Source organism: Streptomyces sp. NPDC051907, from assembly GCF_040681075.1.
Classification (GTDB): Bacteria; Actinomycetota; Actinomycetes; order Streptomycetales; family Streptomycetaceae; genus Streptomyces.
Genome location: NZ_JBFAYB010000222.1, coordinates 1 through 2,181, shown reverse-complemented (window position 1 = coordinate 2,181; position 2,181 = coordinate 1). Strand labels below are relative to the sequence as shown.

General features: G+C 66.8%; 2 protein-coding genes and 2 pseudogenes. 2 read left to right on the top strand and 2 right to left on the bottom strand.

Going from position 1 to position 2,181, the window contains the following annotated elements:
- Positions 1-17: 17 nt before the first annotated feature.
- Positions 18-182: pseudogene (locus AB0M39_RS41865) on the bottom strand (pirin family protein); the annotation flags it as partial.
- Between the two features lie 125 nt (positions 183-307).
- Positions 308-1,066 (bottom strand): tyrosine-type recombinase/integrase, encoded by a 759-nt coding sequence (locus AB0M39_RS41860; protein WP_365374401.1) that lies wholly within the window; start codon positions 1,064-1,066, stop codon positions 308-310.
- On the opposite strand from AB0M39_RS41860, the pseudogene AB0M39_RS41855 reads away from it, so the two are divergent.
- Both AB0M39_RS41855 and AB0M39_RS41850 read left to right on the top strand, forming a co-directional pair.
- Positions 968-1,666, top strand: a pseudogene (locus AB0M39_RS41855) (UDP-glucose 6-dehydrogenase); the annotation flags it as partial. The gene AB0M39_RS41860 and the pseudogene AB0M39_RS41855 overlap by 99 nt on opposite strands.
- Positions 1,591-2,133 carry a UDP binding domain-containing protein gene (locus tag AB0M39_RS41850; RefSeq protein WP_365374403.1) on the top strand — a complete coding sequence of 181 codons (543 nt, stop codon included), beginning with the start codon at positions 1,591-1,593 and terminating at the stop codon, positions 2,131-2,133. The pseudogene AB0M39_RS41855 and the gene AB0M39_RS41850, both read left to right, overlap by 76 nt.
- Positions 2,134-2,181: the final 48 nt, after the last annotated feature.

The window sequence follows — 2,181 nt, the reverse complement described above, 5'->3', positions numbered from 1 at the left end:
GCGAACAACACCCCAGGTCAGCGCACCCGCCCCCGCGGCTTCAGCGCCACCGGCGGGAGCGCCGGGGCGGGCAGCGGGCCGCCGTCGTAGCCCTTCACCTCGCCGAAGCGGGAGCCGGTCGCCCAGTCGTCGCGCGCCCGCGCGATCTCCTCGTGCGAACGCCCGATGAAGTTCCACCACATCTCACACACTTTCGGCGTTTCCGCAGGTCAAACGCGCCTGAGTCCGCGAGGGGTCAGCAAAAGGTCAGCATCGCGACAGGATGGTTCCGCGGGGGGCCTTGGTGCGGCAGCAGCGCCGCCACATCTCAGGCGGTCAGACCGACGTCCAGGAGCTTGGCCGCCACGCCTATCGAGCCGGGCATGAGGTGACGGTAAATCTTGAACGTCACGTCGATGCTCTTGTGCCCCATCCACTCAGCCACATCGGTGATCGGGATGCGGTTGGACAGACAGTTCGAGGCGAAGAAATGACGGAACCCGTACATAACCATCCCCTCAGGTATATCTGTCTCCCCGGCCCTCTTGACCCTCTGCCACTGGTTCGAGAGGTAGTAGTACGGGAACGCCTTCGCGGGATCCGCCGGATGCCTGAGAAGGTAGCCATCCACGGTTCCATGCTTGTCCGCGTACCACTCGATAGTTTCCTTGATCCGGGCAGGCAGCGGCACGTCACGGTACTCGCCCGCCTTGCGGTGCTTGAGTCGCCCGTATTGCCTGGTGGTTTGGTTCACCTGCTCGGTGATGCGGTACACGTCATCGGCAACGATTTTGTTTACGCTCACCGCCGCCGCCTCTCCATTGCGCATCCCGCACCCACTCATGAGATCCGCTATCAAACGGAAGGTGTCGTCGCCGGCGGTGCGGATCCCTTGGAGTTGCACCACAGAGGGAATGACAGCACGCTCAGGGTCATACTGAGGAGGCTTGACCCCTTCCAGCGGGTTCTCTCCGAAGATGCCTAGCCTGTGGGCGTCGAGAAGAATCGCCTTCAGCTTGTCATACGCGTTGGCCTGAGTCGCAAGGCCAGCGTTATTGCGCTCCATGGTTTGGATGAACCGGTCCACGACCTTATTTTCGGCGCACCGGGCGCAGCGTTCACCGCCTCCTACCAGGAGGCCGCCGAGTTCGCCGACCTGCACTTCATCGGCGTCGGCACCCCGCAGCAGCCCGGCACCGAAGCCTACGACCTCACCCACCTCTTCGACGCCGTCACCCGCCTGGCCCCCGGCCTGACCCGCTCGGCCGTCGTCGCGGTCAAGTCCACCGTCCCCGTCGGCACCGCACCCCGAGTCGCCGAACTCCTGCGCGAACACGCCCCCGCCGGGGACCTCATCGAAGTCGCCTGGAACCCGGAGTTCCTGCGCGAGTCTTTCGCCGTCGAGGACACCCTCCGCGCGGACAGGCTCGTCCTCGGCCTCAGCACCGAGCACTCCTGGGCCGAGGCCCTGCTGCGGCGGGCGTTTGAGAAGATCATCGAGTCCGGGACGCCGACGATCGTCACCGACTGGGCTACCGCCGAGCTTGCCAAGGGTGCCGCGAACTCCTTCCTCGCCACCAAGATCTCCTTCATCAACGCCAAGGCCGAGGTCTGCGAGAACACCGGCGCCAACGTCGCCGAGCTCGCCGACATCCTCGGCCACGACCACCGCATCGGCCGCCGCGGAATGCGGCCCGGACTCGGCTTCGGCGGCGGCTGCCTGCCCAAGGACCTCCGCGGCTTCACACCCGCGCCGACGACCCCGGTGCCGGCGAGGCTGTCGGCATCCTCCGCGAAGCCGGCGCCGTCAACGCCCGCCGCCGTCAGCGCGTCATCGACCTCGCCCGCGAAGAGCTCGGCACCGACCTGCGGGGCAAGCGGATCACCGTCTGGGGCACCGCCTTCAAGCCCGAGACCGACGACATCCGCGACTCGCCCGCCCTCGCCGTCGCCCAGGCCCTCCACGACCTCGGCGCGACCGTCACCGTCACCGACCCCAAGGCCCTCGACAACGCCCGCAAACTCCACCCCTGTCGGCGTACTCCTGTGAGTGCTCCACCAAGTACGGAGATACGTGCACCAGCAGGGAGGCTGTGCGCCAGTCACATCATCCCGCGGGCATGGCGGTGGCAGGGCGATGAACCTCCAGGATGACTGCGGTGCCGGCCACGGTTCGGTCCTCGTGCATGGCGATCTGCTGGC